The sequence below is a fragment of the Campylobacter sp. BCW_6889 genome (assembly GCF_001762535.1).
GTDB lineage: Bacteria > Campylobacterota > Campylobacteria > Campylobacterales > Campylobacteraceae > Campylobacter_D > Campylobacter_D jejuni.
This window is the reverse complement of record NZ_MJWZ01000076.1, coordinates 60,356-74,174: the sequence shown is the minus strand read 5'-3', so window position 1 is coordinate 74,174 and position 13,819 is coordinate 60,356. Positions and strand designations below refer to the sequence as shown.

The 13,819-nt window shown below is 30.0% G+C and carries 24 protein-coding genes; 11 read left to right on the top strand and 13 right to left on the bottom strand.

Annotation, left to right across the window (positions count from 1 at the left end):
* From AJ939_RS11260 to AJ939_RS08835, 6 genes are all read left to right on the top strand, one after another.
* The coding region (locus AJ939_RS11260) for a YopX family protein (RefSeq protein ID WP_215424410.1) at positions 1–106 on the top strand (106 nt) is incomplete at its 5' end.
* Between the two features lie 110 nt (positions 107–216).
* Positions 217–396 carry a hypothetical protein gene (locus AJ939_RS08855; protein WP_070276126.1) on the top strand — a complete coding sequence of 60 codons (180 nt, stop codon included), beginning with the start codon at positions 217–219 and terminating at the stop codon, positions 394–396.
* Entirely contained in the window at positions 393–830 is a 438-nt protein-coding gene (locus tag AJ939_RS08850; protein WP_070276125.1) for a hypothetical protein, read from the top strand. Before AJ939_RS08855 ends, AJ939_RS08850 begins: the two co-directional genes overlap by 4 nt.
* Before the next feature lie 42 nt (positions 831–872).
* Complete coding sequence (locus AJ939_RS08845; RefSeq protein ID WP_002790256.1) at positions 873–1,064, top strand: hypothetical protein; 192 nt, start codon at positions 873–875, stop codon at positions 1,062–1,064.
* Complete coding sequence (locus AJ939_RS08840; RefSeq protein WP_070276124.1) at positions 1,051–1,530, top strand: phage virion morphogenesis protein; 480 nt, start codon at positions 1,051–1,053, stop codon at positions 1,528–1,530. Before AJ939_RS08845 ends, AJ939_RS08840 begins: the two co-directional genes overlap by 14 nt.
* 38 nt (positions 1,531–1,568) lie before the next feature.
* Positions 1,569–2,090, top strand: coding sequence for a PH domain-containing protein (locus AJ939_RS08835; protein ID WP_052780838.1), 522 nt, complete (start codon positions 1,569–1,571; stop codon positions 2,088–2,090).
* 132 nt (positions 2,091–2,222) lie between these two features.
* Here AJ939_RS08835 and AJ939_RS08830 read toward each other — a convergent pair whose 3' ends face one another.
* The 13 genes from AJ939_RS08830 to AJ939_RS08775 all read right to left on the bottom strand — a co-directional run bounded on the left by AJ939_RS08830 (position 2,223) and on the right by AJ939_RS08775 (position 10,897).
* Positions 2,223–3,353, bottom strand: coding sequence for a phage minor head protein (locus AJ939_RS08830; protein ID WP_070276123.1), 1,131 nt, complete (start codon positions 3,351–3,353; stop codon positions 2,223–2,225).
* A gap of 116 nt (positions 3,354–3,469) precedes the next feature.
* A complete protein-coding gene (locus tag AJ939_RS08825; RefSeq protein WP_052858078.1) occupies positions 3,470–4,852 on the bottom strand; it encodes a DUF935 family protein in 1,383 nt (460 codons plus the stop codon).
* Positions 4,849–6,375 carry a phage terminase large subunit gene (terL, locus tag AJ939_RS08820; protein ID WP_002865465.1) on the bottom strand — a complete coding sequence of 509 codons (1,527 nt, stop codon included), beginning with the start codon at positions 6,373–6,375 and terminating at the stop codon, positions 4,849–4,851. Before terL ends, AJ939_RS08825 begins: the two co-directional genes overlap by 4 nt.
* A gap of 89 nt (positions 6,376–6,464) precedes the next feature.
* Positions 6,465–6,779 carry a phage holin family protein gene (locus tag AJ939_RS08815; protein WP_002790261.1) on the bottom strand — a complete coding sequence of 105 codons (315 nt, stop codon included), beginning with the start codon at positions 6,777–6,779 and terminating at the stop codon, positions 6,465–6,467.
* Between the two features lie 2 nt (positions 6,780–6,781).
* On the bottom strand, positions 6,782–6,904 hold the full coding sequence (locus AJ939_RS11255) for a hypothetical protein (protein ID WP_002790262.1): 123 nt from the start codon (positions 6,902–6,904) through the stop codon (positions 6,782–6,784).
* Entirely contained in the window at positions 6,891–7,139 is a 249-nt protein-coding gene (locus tag AJ939_RS08810) for a hypothetical protein (protein ID WP_002784496.1), read from the bottom strand. Before AJ939_RS08810 ends, AJ939_RS11255 begins: the two co-directional genes overlap by 14 nt.
* Positions 7,136–7,477, bottom strand: coding sequence for a hypothetical protein (locus AJ939_RS08805; protein WP_002827119.1), 342 nt, complete (start codon positions 7,475–7,477; stop codon positions 7,136–7,138). Before AJ939_RS08805 ends, AJ939_RS08810 begins: the two co-directional genes overlap by 4 nt.
* A gap of 10 nt (positions 7,478–7,487) precedes the next feature.
* Positions 7,488–7,877: a YcbK family protein gene (locus tag AJ939_RS08800; protein WP_070276122.1), complete on the bottom strand. Its 390-nt coding sequence runs from the start codon at positions 7,875–7,877 to the stop codon at positions 7,488–7,490.
* On the bottom strand, positions 7,867–8,232 hold the full coding sequence (locus AJ939_RS08795) for a hypothetical protein (RefSeq protein WP_002790266.1): 366 nt from the start codon (positions 8,230–8,232) through the stop codon (positions 7,867–7,869). Before AJ939_RS08795 ends, AJ939_RS08800 begins: the two co-directional genes overlap by 11 nt.
* A 127-nt stretch (positions 8,233–8,359) precedes the next feature.
* Positions 8,360–8,713: a hypothetical protein gene (locus AJ939_RS08790; protein WP_002790896.1), complete on the bottom strand. Its 354-nt coding sequence runs from the start codon at positions 8,711–8,713 to the stop codon at positions 8,360–8,362.
* The gene (locus AJ939_RS08785) at positions 8,710–8,979 is read right to left on the bottom strand and encodes a hypothetical protein (RefSeq protein WP_019108985.1); all 270 of its coding nucleotides are present in this window, start codon (positions 8,977–8,979) and stop codon (positions 8,710–8,712) included. Before AJ939_RS08785 ends, AJ939_RS08790 begins: the two co-directional genes overlap by 4 nt.
* A complete protein-coding gene (locus AJ939_RS08780) occupies positions 8,979–9,866 on the bottom strand; it encodes a Mu-like prophage major head subunit gpT family protein (protein WP_070276121.1) in 888 nt (295 codons plus the stop codon). The genes AJ939_RS08785 and AJ939_RS08780 overlap by 1 nt, the downstream gene beginning before the upstream one ends.
* Positions 9,866–10,897, bottom strand: a complete 1,032-nt coding sequence (locus AJ939_RS08775; RefSeq protein ID WP_070276120.1) for a phage protease — start codon at positions 10,895–10,897, stop codon at positions 9,866–9,868. Before AJ939_RS08775 ends, AJ939_RS08780 begins: the two co-directional genes overlap by 1 nt.
* A 130-nt stretch (positions 10,898–11,027) precedes the next feature.
* Here AJ939_RS08775 and AJ939_RS08770 point away from each other — a divergent pair, with 130 nt between their 5' ends.
* From AJ939_RS08770 to AJ939_RS08750, 5 genes are read left to right on the top strand one after another with little or no spacing between them, the layout of a single operon-like run.
* Entirely contained in the window at positions 11,028–11,492 is a 465-nt protein-coding gene (locus tag AJ939_RS08770; RefSeq protein WP_002865847.1) for a DUF1804 family protein, read from the top strand.
* Positions 11,489–12,121 (top strand): phage baseplate assembly protein V, encoded by a 633-nt coding sequence (locus AJ939_RS08765; protein ID WP_070276119.1) that lies wholly within the window; start codon positions 11,489–11,491, stop codon positions 12,119–12,121. Before AJ939_RS08770 ends, AJ939_RS08765 begins: the two co-directional genes overlap by 4 nt.
* Positions 12,122–12,129: 8 nt before the next feature.
* Positions 12,130–12,321, top strand: a complete 192-nt coding sequence (locus AJ939_RS08760) for a hypothetical protein (RefSeq protein ID WP_070276118.1) — start codon at positions 12,130–12,132, stop codon at positions 12,319–12,321.
* On the top strand, positions 12,318–12,608 hold the full coding sequence (locus AJ939_RS08755) for a GPW/gp25 family protein (protein ID WP_070276117.1): 291 nt from the start codon (positions 12,318–12,320) through the stop codon (positions 12,606–12,608). Before AJ939_RS08760 ends, AJ939_RS08755 begins: the two co-directional genes overlap by 4 nt.
* Positions 12,605–13,771, top strand: a complete 1,167-nt coding sequence (locus AJ939_RS08750; RefSeq protein WP_070276116.1) for a baseplate J/gp47 family protein — start codon at positions 12,605–12,607, stop codon at positions 13,769–13,771. The genes AJ939_RS08755 and AJ939_RS08750 overlap by 4 nt, the downstream gene beginning before the upstream one ends.
* Positions 13,772–13,819: the final 48 nt, after the last annotated feature.

Below are 13,819 nucleotides of genomic sequence, written 5' to 3'. Positions count from 1 at the left end.
AAGTAGAGATTACATAGGCTCTTTAATTTATTTAGTTAAAGATGAAGGATATGATACCGAAATCATTGGCAATATCCACGAGAATCCTGAACTTTTGAAATGTTAAAAAATATTAAAAATTTTAACATAAAAATGAAATATGTTAAAAAAGCCAAAAAATTTAACAAAGTCCATTGATTTAATGGGCTTGATTAAGTTTTAGCAAGGAAAGAAAAGATGAGTAAAAGAAATGGTGCTTTAAGGGCTTTTAAAACGCTTTTAAAAGATGTTAAAAGCGACGAAAATGGTTTTTATAAACACAAAAATGGCAAATTAAATGTTGCTAAATTAGCTAGAGTTAGTGGGCTTAGCAGAAATTTTCTAAAAAGAGAACTTTATATAAGAGGTTTGCTATGAGTCCTAAACAAGCAATGCTTAGAAAACAACTTCTAGCTAAAATACACATGCACAAAGAGTATTTATATTATAAAGAAAATAATGCTTGGCAAGATTTTTTAGCTTTAAGATTTGAGGTTTTAAGCTCAAAAGATTTAAGCATAGATGAACTTAAAATCTTGCTTGATATTTTTGATGGTAAAATTAAAGATGATATAAACTTCGTACCTGATTTTAAGGGTAGATTAATGCTTAAAAAAGCTAGTTCTAATAAACAATTTTTTTATTTAAAAGCTTTATTAAAACAAACAAAAATGCCTATTTTTAGTTTTTACAAACTTTGTAAAAAAACTTTAAAAAAAGATATATACTCTCTTGAAACTCTTAGCAAAAAAGACTGCACTATAATGCTTGTAGTTTTAGAAAAGATTGCTAAAACTAAAAAAAATAATTAAAAATAGATATAATCCTTTAAAAGCTTTTTTAAAGGATTTATTTTGATCTGCCCTAGATGTGCAAATGAAAAAACTAAAGTCTTAAAAACTATAAAATCAGACACCAATGAAAGATTTAGAAGATGTCTTAAGTGCGGATACACTTTTATGTCTATTGAACTTATCAAAGTAGATAATTGGGCAAAATACTATATAAAAGAAACTCAAAAAGGCTTGTTTGATGAAGCGCTTTGAATTAAAGGGTCTTGAGAATTTTTTAAAAAAATGTGAAAATCTAGAAAACGAACAAAAGCAGATTATTTTAAAAGAAATAATTGCTGAAACACTTTATAAAGAAAGCAAAGAAAATCTAGAAAAAGAGCAAGACTCTAATGGCAAAAAATGGGCTCCTTTAAAACAAAGTACATTAAATTCAAGAAAAGCACAAAAGATCATGCATACTAAAAAGCTTTTTGCAACAGGCTCTATGCAAAGCTCTTTACATAGTGGAGTGGAAAATGATAGAGCTTTTGTAGCACTTAATGCCACCTATAAAGGCTTTGCGTATGCCAGAGTGCATCAATTTGGCTCTAAAAATGTAATAGCAAGACCTTTTTTACCCATCGATGAAAATTTAAATATAAACAAAAGAGTAGCCAGAGCAATGGAAGAAGAAACTAAGGATATGCTTTGGACTTTGTTTAAGCAGACTTTAAAATAAACTTCAATAGACTATGGCATTTTATTAAAGGAGTATAAATGCCTAGTTTAGAAGAAATACAAAGTCAAATTTCTGATTTTTCAAATGCTAAAAATATTTTCTCAAGAAAAGAAATTAAAGCTTTACCAGATATTTTATGGGAGAATGAGAAGGTAAAAAAAGCAGCACAAGGCACTTATAATCTTGCTACAGGACTGCTAGTAGCTACTGATAAAAGATTGATTTTTATTGACAAGGGAATATTTAGCTTAAAGGTGGAAACTTTTCTTTATGATAAAATTTCATCTATTGAATATAGCACAGGCTTGATGTTTGGCGAGATAGTTATTTATGCTTCGGGTAATAAGGCTAAAATTAAAAATATGGAAAAAAACGAAACCAAAGAAATGGCTGAATTTGTTAGAGAGTGTACTCAAAATACTGATGCAAATAATCATATATCTACCACTAATAGTGATTTAACCGTAGAATTAGAGAGAATATCAAATCTTAAAGATAAAGGTATTATTACTGAAGAAGAATTTAAAACAATGAAAGAAAAAATTATAGCTAAAATGTAAAACTTGCAAAGTTACTTAAAATCTTATATAATCATTTTAGCAAATAAGTTGTTATGCTCTTATAGTATCATCACGATGTGGCAGTGGGTCATTGGCTATAAGAGTTTAGCCACCTTCTTTTTTGCAAATTTATTATTTTTTATAAACAATTTTTCCTTGACTTAATACTTCTTTAAAATACTTGTCGTTCTCGCTTAAAAACATAGTTTTATTATTGATTTGATTGCCTTTTTGATTTAATACCATTACAAGAGCTTTTACTCCATTATCATAAAAGTATTTAATATAAGTTTTTTTGGTAAAGCCTTTGTAGTAAGGGTCAGTATCTATACTTAATCTAATCTCATCAGGATCTTTTACAAGCTTTGGCAGATAGTCGATATAAAAGTGGCGATTATTCTTTTTTATCTTAGAAATTTGTTTTTTCTTATCATAGAAAAAATCATCATCTAAGCTTATTACATCTCCTATTTTATCAACGAGTAAATCTCCTTTTTTCACATCAAAGCTTTCATAGACTTTGTCCATTAATTCTTTATCACTTAAATTTTCATAATCATGTACCTTTGGTAAATTCTCTAAGCTTTCATCTAGGCTTATTCTCGTTTCTTTTGGGATTTGTGAATTCTCTCTTTTATCATAAGCAAAGTTTTTAGAAGCAATACTTTTTGGATTTTCTAAAATTTTATATTTAGTTCTAGCCTCTTTTTCACTTACTGCTATGACTTTACATTTACAATTATAATCATTAGGCGGAAAGGATGTTTTCCAAAATGGATCATATCTATGTATGGCACAATTGTGCATTTTTTTATGCTCACTTCTTGAATCTTCTAAAAGTGCACATTTATATACCCAGTAAGTTTTATAAGAATAAGTGCTAAGCTGTTTTGCTCTTGCTTTTGCGTAAGCACTTTGCATATTGGTATGATAAATTGTTTTTAAGCGATTTGCATTGATGTTTATAGTGCGTTTTTCTCCTGTTTTTGGGTTTGTTATTTCTTTTTTACCATACCAACCTTTACTTGTTAAAAGCTCTTTTAAATTGTTTTTAAACTCATTAAAATTTCTTCCTTCTTTCATAGCTTTTTTTAATTCTTCGTGCAAATCATTTAATACATCTGTTTTCATAATGCCTGCTGCACTAAAAGCACGATCGTGTGCTTGTTTTTTAATTTCGTGATATTTAAAGCTTATTTTTAAGCCTTTATTTTCTAAATAGCTATAAGCTTCATCTACGCTTTTGTTAAAAATATTACTCATTCTTTACCTTTTTTAACCTTCTTTAACGGCGGAAGTGAATTCCGCCTAAGAAGCAACTAAAGGCTACCCGACCCTTTTGCTAACGCAAAAGCCCCGTTTTGCCTTGACCCACCTATTCACTCATTGCCAGCATCCAAAAGAGCTTGCATGGAAGCAAGAGCGATTTTTTTATCCAGACTTTCTTTTAATTTTTCAAAACTGATATTTGGGTATTCTTTAAAAATTCTTTCTTCTAATTCTTCATAGCTTTGACATTCTTCCCAAAAGGCTTTGATTTTTTCATAAATTTCATCACTTATCTCATCTTCTGCACTTGAGTTTAATTCTATTTTATCCTTGCTAAGACGATTATTTTTTTCTAACATTAAAGAGTTAAATGCGTAATTTTCAGTGCTTACTTCTTTTTTCTTTAAACCTTCAATTCTAAAAGTTTTTGCTAAAAACTCAGCAGGTATCTCATAACCCATACTAGAAATAGTGCTATAAACTCCTGCTAAGTATTGCTCATCGACTTCTTTGTTTGTATCAAAAACAAACTCAAACTCAGCTGGCTTTGCAAAATTAAGTTTTAAAATCTGCTCTAATAATTTTTGTATGCTTTTACTTAAAAAAAGTGTATCCATTTCACCCACATTAAGACGCACTTCTTCGTGTACATTACCTAAGGCTTGAGTACCATTTTGCACTGCATTTCCTGCTAAAACTTGTCCGCTGATTAATTTTGAAATAGCTTCATCACAATACCTTAAAAAATCTGTAAAAGTAGAAGTAGAAAGCCCTGAGTTTAAAAGCTCGACCATGTCATCTTTGTTAAAAATTCCCACACTTGCACTTCTTAAATTGCTAAGTTGCATTAAAAGTTCTTCTATTTCTTTATCGCTGTTTGCATTGGTTGTTTTTGCAATGATAGGTGGCACACTTAAATTATCAAGATAAGAAATGTTTTTACTCATAGCAAGTTGCTTTAAAACTGCAATGCTTACAACATTATAAAAAAGGGATTGTTCTATGAATGAACCTGAATCGCTTGGATGTAAGTGTAAAAATATATCATCACACTCATCCACAAAAAGTTTTCTACTTTCGCTATAAATAAATAGCCTTTCTTTATCATCCATCGAAAAAAATCTCGGACTTATGTATTTTAGTTTTGGAAAAACATTTAAATCTTTTACCTTCCATTCAAGTAAAAAAGCAGCAAAACCATAAACTACTGCAGCACTCATTTCAAAGACGAATTTCCTAAAATCACTTTTTGATATATAATTTTGTAAAAATATTCTTTGAGTCTCGTCTTTACAAGTAATAAACATAGGAAAAGAACACATTTTAAAACGCCTTTTCATTACTTCGCTTGCTATTTGTGGATCAAAGCGTTTAAAATAATCATAAATACTTATAAGTTCGCTAAAATTCTCACTATTTAAAGCAGCGATTATGCTATCAAAATCAACACTGCTTGCCACGCTTTTTCTTGCTGTTTTGTTTAATATTCTCATAAAAATCCTTTTTTAATCTTTCTTTTGCTAAGTATTCTATTGATTGCTTTATAATCTGCATTTGCTGCACTACAAGCGATTCTAAAAGCCATCTCACTTGCATCAAGCAAGTCATCATGTGCTGCTTTTGGATAGGTTAGCATTTCTTCGATAAGTAAATTTGAGTTATTGTCTATTAAAATCGTGCCGTCGTTAATGTAAGGTGCTAAGCTATCGATGCGAAGTTCTTTTGCGACTTTATTTTTAAGCTCACAAATACTTAAAATAATTCCCAGTTTTAAAGCCTCTTCTTTGAGCTTATCTTTGAAAAACTCTTGAAAGGCTATTGTTTCAATGGCTATTTTTACTATTTTTCCTAAGCTTAAGTATTTGATATAAAGCTTTAATATCACATCTATCATCTTGCTAGGAGATATTTTATAGCCACTTGCTTTTAAATGAAATTTATTTTTATCTACCTTTTTAAGCTCAGCAATGGCAAAATAATCGCCTTTTGCTTTACCAAGTGCAGGGTCAATCCCTAAAACCACAAGGTCAAAATCTTGTTCTTTTTCTATGATTTTATACTCGCTAAAAATAGCATTTTCAGTACTTAATGCTTTGTTTTGATATTCGCTAAAAAAACTTTGAGTATCAGCAAAATATTCTTTTAAAATTTCTATTTTGTTTAAATTTTCATCATCTAATTTAAAACCCTTTAAATCGCTTTTTAAAATATTGTTTTTATCGATTAAATCAAGTTTGTCAGGAAAGCTTAGCACAAGCGGAAAATCATAAATTAAAAAGCGTTTATCATCATTTAAACGATTTAAAAGACTATCTTGATGTAAAATAGTTCCAACGACTAAGTATAAATAATTTTCTTGTGTTCTTGCGACTAGCTTTAAAATGGCTTTATTAAACCATTTATAAAGTTTATCCCTTTGCGTTTTACTTTCTACATTTTCATCATTTTCTATATCATCACAGATAATTAAATCAGGTCTTTTGCCAAGATAATTCGTTCCTCTTATCTTTTTACCACTACCAAAAGCTTTAATTTTTTTATGTATTTTAAAACTTGTAAAAACTATGGCTTCACTAGTCCATTCATCGCCTAGTTTTATTTCAAAATCATTAATTAATTTAGCATTTTCTTCAAGCTCTGTTTTTAAACTTGCTATACTTTCACTTGCAATGTCTAAAGTAGAAGATATAATTAAAGCATATTGCTTTTTATTACTTAAAAGCGAGTAAAGAGTAAAAAGTCTTACTAAAAGCGTTGTTTTAGCACTTCCACGATAAGCTTTAAAACAAAGATGATTATTTTTCTTTTCTAATTCATCAATATTATCATAGATAAAATTTCTAAAATTAGAGCTTTCTTTTTTGATAAAATTGATATGATGAGGAAAATATTCAAAAACAAAAGCCTTAAAGCCTTGTTTTAAAATCCTATCTCTTCTTAAATTTTTATCTTCTTTATGATTAAATTTTAAAGCCTTTAGCCTTGATTTAATTTCATTTATTTCTAACTTATCCATTTTTGCTTTCTTTTTATTTTCAAATATAGTTTTAAAAAGCTTTAAATTGCGTTTAAAACCTTTTAAAATACAAGGGTCAATACAAAGCCTTACAATTTATCTAATTTTTTATTTATAAGCTTTTCTACAAGTTGCTCAATTTTAAGCAATGCATCTGTCCCCATATAAGCTGCAAAACCACCCACTGCAACGCTAAGCTTTATGCCAAAATTAAGATAATTTACAATTTCAAAAACTAGATATGCTACAAACATAGAACCTAGCATACCTTTTAAAAAGAGTGTAAATTTGCCTTTTAAATTAAGAGCTTTGCTTAATTTATTTTTTGTTACAATTCCTACAAGTCCAGCTATAAAGCTTACTATCATTAAAACCATATATACAAATATATCTTCTAATTTCATTGCTAGTTCCTTGTAAAAATTTCAAATAAATATAATAAAGCTAATGCAAAAGTTGAAAACAAAAGAGCTATAAGAAGATCTTTTGCAATGCTTTTTTGATTTATCATTTTATTATTTTCTTTCATCTTTCTCTCCTGTGCAAAGCTTGGCTATATTTTCAACTTCTAAGTAATACTTAGAGATTTCTTTAGCACTTTCTAAGTCTTTTTTGTCTAAAGGCTTTAAAGGAAGTTTTAAAGGGCATTTAATAGGAACTTTAACTTCTTTGATTTCAGTTTTAATCAAAATATCTTTAGAAGCACAAGCGCTTAAAAAAACAAAAGGTATAATTAATAGGAAAATTCTCATTTTATCATTCACTTTTTTGCTCCTAAAATATTAAATAATTCTTTATAAGCTTTAAGTTCACTCTCACAGCTTTTATCTTTAATAAAAACCTTATCCACTTTTAAAACTTCTTTTAAAGTCTCTTTGGGCTTTAAATCAAGTTTTAATTTATCAATAGCTTTATTTTGCTGGGCTAATTTATCTTTAAAAACATTGATTTCATTGTTAAAATGCAAAGCTTTAAGTTTTAGATTTTCATTTTCTAAAGCTAAAGCATTGTTTTTTAAATATAAAAAACCACAAAGAGCAATTAGAACAAAAAAAGCTATTTTTGAAGGACTTAAAAACCTTGATAAAATAAAACTAAACACAATCTTTTCCTTATGGATAAGTCCATCTTGCTTTTTTGCCTCTAGTGTCTAAATGCACAAACCCAGCATAAGGATCATTAAAATTATGCTTTATAGCAATCCCTAAACCTCTTTCGCCATAGGTGTTTAAAACATATTGATGAACTTCTTCTGTTTTAACTCCTTTAACCACAAAGTCCGCTGCACTTCCTATAGTGTGTTGGCTTTTAGGGGCTCCACCAATCTCTGCATTATGCTCTTTGCAGCGATATCCACTATTTATAATAACAGGAGCATTGTAATGTTCTCTGATTTCACAAAGAATGTCTATAAGCTCATCACTTGGTACATTTTGAGGCAATTCACATTTGCCGCATTTACATTTAAATTCGCTTTCTTTAAAATAAGGGTTATTTTTCATTTTCTTCTTCTCCTTCTGGTTTTGAAAAAATTTCTATATTAAATTTAAGCCTATAAGCAAATAAAGAACTGCTTATAAAACCACTTTCGATACTACTTAAAAGCTTTTTGCTTGTATCAAATTCAAAAAGTTTTAGTCTTAATTCATCTATTTTTTTAATCAAAGAATCTTTATCTTTATTAAAAGTATGAGAACTAAAAATCAATGAAAAATTCACACTATCTTTATGATGATTAATACTTGTTAGGCTTTCAAGCATTAGATAAAGTCCGCCTTGTTTGACATCTTCGTAATTTGCTATGCCTATCGCATTAAAATGCTTTAATAAATCTTTGCTAACACTATCTAAAGTCAAAACCTGTCCTTTTTAACTTCGCAGATGAAATGAATTCATCCTTGCGATAAGGAGCTACGCTCCCTTAACCCACCTGAAGGCCACGCCCGACCTCGCCTTTTACTCCTTAAAGTCTTGCCTTAAAAAGCTAAAACCTGTCCTTTCTTTGCATAATTTTAAGTCTTAAAGAGCTTAAATTTCCTTCTTTATCAATCAAAGGTGCATTTTCAATTCGTTTTAAAGCATTATCTAGAAGGATTTTATCTTCATCATCTAAGACGATTTTAAGATAAATTTTTATGCGAATGTATGCAAAATCCTCCCAAATAAAATCAGCAATATCTTTATTTTTGCAAATATCATCTGCATCTTTTGCTGCTTTAGCTACTACTTCTCTTGTAATTTCATCGATATTTGCTAAGTTTTGTTGTGCTCTTTTCATCAGTGCTAACTCTTTTAAAGTAAGAGCTAGCATTTTAGGAGGAGAAAGCAAGGCTATCATTTATCTTGTTTTCCTTTTTTTGTTTCTTTGTTTTTTAAAGACTCATTTATTATAGTTTCTTCATTTTCTTCTAAAGTCTTTTGTTTTTCCTTTAAAAACAAAGCTTTTTCTTTTTCAAACTCTTGCTTTTCCTTTAAAAACAAAGCTTTTTCTTTTTCAAACTCTTGCTTTTCCTTTAAAAACAAAGCTTTTTGATCGTCATTTTCTTTTGGATTTAAAATTGCATTTTGATTTCTAAGTTTATTAGCTGAAACTATATTGTCCATTATTCTGCCTTTCCGCTTGATTTATAAGCTAATTGCCACAGTCCATAACCTGCATTGTCTTCGCTATCGATTCCATATTGGAAAGTCTTACGCATAAAAGCAGCTTCATCAGTAGGATTATCTTTAGCAACAAACTCAGCTCCTTTGTTGATTTGCAAAATTAAAGGTTTGATTGGTTTGGTATTGTCAATTAAATACCAAGCGTCTTGATCGCTTAAATTTGGACTTGTAAATACTTCTACAACGCCTTTAAAAACATTGCTTGAACCATTGATTAAATCGCTATTTACAATCTCGAGTGCTTTTGCTTCCAAGCTTAATGGTACAACCAAAAGAGCAGGATTGATATTTAAAGTGCGTCCGCTTTCATTAGTCAGTGCACGCATGTTTTTTCTAGCCTCCATAAGACTTGCAGCACTTAATTTTTTATCTCCAAGATTTGAAAAACTCACACCACCAATATCGTGATCATTTGCAAAAAATGCTTTTCCATCAAAGCAAGTTTGATTTTGCTCTAAAAGTGTAAAAATAAGATCACTATAATGATTTTGTACTTCGTAAGCTAACATTTCAATTTGTGGTCTTATTATTCCTAAATTATCGTAAGTTATTACATCTCGTGGTACTTCAATGGAACTTTCCCAATCTTTTTTAGTGATAGTATAACCTTGACCCTTAAGTTTGCTAAATTGACGATCGCCTATCCATTCACGCATTTTTGGTAAAGATGCTAAAAATTGATATTCTACAACCAAAGAATTTGCATTGGTTACCATTGCAAATTTTTCATAATCTTTATTTCCACCTTCAAGAGCATTATTAAAAATGGTTGAAAATCCCTTATTCACTGCTTGCATGTAAGCAGTGCTTAATTCTGTAAAAGCCATTATTTGCCTCCTTTGATTCCAAGTTGTTTAAAAACTTTTGCCTCATAAGCATTAAGTTCTTTTCTTTTGTTTGTAAAATTAAGTTCTTTTTTACCTAAAACAATATTTGCTTCTTTTTTGCAAACATCAAGATAATCTTCTAAAACCCTGCCTTTCATATTAAGAGCTTTTTGATAGCGATTTGGTAAAATGAGTCCATTTTGCAAAAGAGAATCAAGGCGTTTTTTATTAAGCTCAATCTCTGTTTCTTCATTTTTGTTTAAAGCAGTTTCAAGTTTTGCTTTAAGTTCTGCAATTTGTGCTTTTAACTCTTCATTTTCTTGTCTTAAAGTTTCTAACTCGCTGTCTGGATTTTCACCTTCACCTACACAATCTTTTGTCTCTTGTACGGATTCTTCTACATTTTCAGCTTGTTCTTCTACTTGCTCGGCTAATTTTTGTAATTCTTCTAATTCTTCTTCGTTCATTGTATTCCTTTCTTTTTTTAATTTCGCGGATGAACTAAAGTCATCCTTGCGAGTGGGAGTTTCACTCCCTGCACCCACCTGAAGACCATGCTCGACCTTGCCTTTTTTAGCTTCTGTCCTAGTGCTTAACTTTGAATTTTTGGTGCTATTGATTAATGACCTAGCTTTATTTAAAGCCCTGTTTAAAAGATTGGGCTGATTTACAAGTCCCATGGCGTCTAAATGAATAACATTTTTATCATCATCCACATAATATTCAGGGCTTAAATATCTAAAAGCCTTATTTTCAACAAGTTCTTTCCCTTTGGGCGTTAACTCAAGACTTGCATAAATGCCATCTTCTCTTAACTCTAATGAATTTCTATCAAACCAGCCATAAGCTTCTCCTCCTTGATGATTAAGATTTAACGCTATATCAAGTCCATTTTTTTGTATATTATTGATTAATTTTTCCCCATCTATCTTAAATACTCTCCCATCAAGTCCTTTGGCTATTCCAATAGGAGAAATTTTTACTTTTTCATTTGTGAGTTTTGTATTAAGCTCTAATAATAAATCACGCATCAAAAGCCTTTATTTTTTCGCATAATCATAAGATAAAAAATGCTTTTAAACCACCTATTTAAAGTATATATAGACTGATTTTAAAAAAATAAAAAAATATAATTTCAAGCAATAATTCTAAAGGAAAAATATGAGCAAAAAAGAACTTGCTAAAAGTCTTTTCATACAAGGAAAAAGTATCAAAGATATATGTGTTTTAACAGGTCTTAGCAGACAGGGTATATACTGTATGAAAAAAGATGATTTTAGCAAGGGTATTGATTGGGAGAGTTTAAAATTAGCCGCTTTAAGAGATGAAAAAGATTTAGAAAATAAAGAAGCTATGTTTTTAAACGCATTGATTGGTGAGTTTGAGAGGTTTTTAGAAAGCGCTAGTAAAAATGAGCTTGATATTGATACTTTAGAAGCTTTAAATAAATACGCTAAAACTTATTGGACTATTAAAGCTCCACAAAAAGTAGATGTTAAGGCTTTAAATTTACAAACTTGTAAAAAAACTATTGATTCTATTATTGAGTTAGCAAGCACCAATGAAGCAGTTTGTGAATGGCTTAGTGATAATAGTGATTTAATTATTTCAAAGGTTTTAAAATGAACGAACTTGGCATCATTTGCGACATTAAAGAAGGTAAAGCTAAGGTTGCTATTGGAGAAATGGTAACGGATTTTTTAAGTGTTTTTCAAAATCTAGCTAATTCTTATGCAGTGAGCTTTTCTCCTTTAAGAATAGGAGAGCAAGTATTAGTCATACCTGTGCGTGGGGATTTAAATAGTGGAGTTATTTTGCGTGGGCTTTACCAAGAAAAACATAGAGCAAAAAACACAGATGAAAATACTTTTAATATAGATTTTGAAGATGGAACACATTTAGAATACAACTCTAAGAGTAGCACTTTAAAACTTGATGTGGTTAAAAATATAAATATCACTTGTGTAGATAAAACCACCCATAACCAAAACAACACCTTAAATACTAAAAATCATACTACAAACGCTAATACCATAACGCTTAACGCTCCAAGTATTAATTTAAATGGTAATACTCAAATTGCAGGAGCAATTTCTACAAGTGGCGAAGGTGGGGCAAGTGGTACTTTTAGCATAAAAGGAAATTTAAACTTAATAGGTAATTTACAAGTTAGTGGAAACATAAGCGATAGCAAAGGTGATTTAACAAATCATACCCATTCTTGTACTTGTGGTGCCACAGCTTCGCCAAGATAGGAAAAACTATGAAAGAATTATTTTTGCTTTTATTTTCATTAGTCTTTTTTATGCTCTTTTGTATGGGGGCATTTTATGCTTTTTTAAACCTAAACTTTTTTATTAAAAGCATTTTTATAGGCTTTTTTATAGCTTTTACATTTTTAGGATTTTCTCAAATGCTAGAAAACATTTTTGAATTTTACAAAGGTTTAAAATGAATTACATGGTAAGCATCGAAGAAAGTATCAAAGACATTTTAATCACTCCTTTAGGCTCAAGAGTAATGAGACCTGAATATGGTTCTTTGCTTTTTACATTAATCGATAGAAAAATCGATGATGATTTTAAGATAAAGCTTACTAGATATACAGCAGAAGCAATTTCAAAGTGGGAAAAAAGAGTAAAGCTAAAAGGTGTGAGACTTAATGAGTGTAAAGACAATAAATTAAGCATTACCTTGCTTTTTGAAAATTATGGGGATTTAACAATGGAGCTAGGCAAATGAGTGAGCTTTTAAGTGCAAATGATAGCTATTTTAAACAAAGCTTTTTAAAGGATATCCCTTATCCACAAATCATAGAAGAGCTTGATTATGAAAAGCTTTTAAAAGCCTATGAAGAACTTTTTAAAAGCTTTTTAAAAGATAATGTAGAGCTTTTAGAATCTGACCCTTTTAAAGCCATTTTAGAAGCTTTAGCTTATAGAGAAATGATAATTAGAGCAAGAATTAATGAGAGTATAAAAGCAACATATCTTCATTATGCAAAGGGAAGTGATTTAGATAATGTAGTAGCTAATGGCTATTTAATACAAAGGCTTAAAGGGGTTAAACCCACAGCTAAAGTAGAGTTTGAATTAAATACTTTACTTACTTATGATGTCATCATCCCAAAAGGTGCAATTTTTTCAAATGAAAAAGCAGACCTTGCCACTTTAAAAGAAGAAGTGGTAATTAAAAAAGGGCAAAGTAAAGCACAAGGTATTTTGGAACTTAATGAATTTATTCAAAGCAAAGAAAGTAAAACCGAGTTTTTACAAACCCCACTGCCTTTTGTAGCTAAGATTAAACAACTTGAATATTTTAGTGGTGGAGCCAGTGAGGAAAGCGATGAAGCCTTAAGAGAAAGGGCTGTAATGAGTGTACATCGTTTTTCAACCGCAGGAAGTGAAAAAGGCTATATCTATCACGCTTTAAGCGCAAGTGCAAAAGTAGCCTCCATAAAAGCTTTAAACAATGGAGCAGGAAAAGTAAGAGTTATCATTAAAAGTGAAGATGAATTAAGCGTTGATGTGGTTAAAGAGTATTTAAGTGCGGATGAGCGAAGACCTTTAACTGATGAAGTCAGCGTTGAGTTAGCTAAAAAAAGAGAGTTTATCGTAGATGCCAAACTTTTGCTTTTAGAATTAAGCCGTGCTAATGAAATAAGTGAAAAGATTAATGCTTTGCAAAAGGACTTTGATTTAAGTGTGGATTTAGCACTGGGATTTATTTATAAATGTCTTCATCAAGACGGAGTTTATAAAAGCGAAATTTTAAGCATTAAAGAAAAAATCATAAATGAAGAAGAGCAAGAATTAAAAGACTTGCCCTTAGAAAATATAATAATAGCTGATGATGAGTTTGCAACCCTTAGCTTTTCACTTAGTTATGAAAAGGCAGTACTATGAAGGGGCATTGCGTAGCAATGGGTCGGGAAGCCTTCAGTAAAAGCGACT